General features: G+C 52.2%; 1 protein-coding gene. It reads right to left on the bottom strand.

Annotated elements, in window-relative coordinates:
• Position 1 precedes the first annotated feature (1 nt).
• A partial coding sequence (locus OGV74_RS00780) for a hypothetical protein (RefSeq protein ID WP_286520117.1) occupies positions 2 to 205 on the bottom strand: 204 nt, incomplete at its 5' end.

Below are 205 nucleotides of genomic sequence, written 5' to 3'. Positions count from 1 at the left end.
GTTATGAACGAACTGCAGTCTGTTGGTCGGCAGACGGGTCGCCCTTCTGGGCGAGCATGTAGCAAATCAGTCGAATGATTACTTCAATGCGATTTAGATGTACGGCCTGACACCGCACTGGTTTACGTGCGAAATCGATCATGGATTTATCCTCTTGCGTTGCCCTTGTCGCCAGGCTGGCGGAACGTTGAACCTGCTGCGTGTT

Origin of the sequence: Citrobacter sp. Cf116 (assembly GCF_030336505.1) — a bacterium.
GTDB lineage: Bacteria > Pseudomonadota > Gammaproteobacteria > Enterobacterales > Enterobacteriaceae > Citrobacter > Citrobacter freundii.
This window is presented reverse-complemented; position numbering and strand designations above follow the sequence as displayed.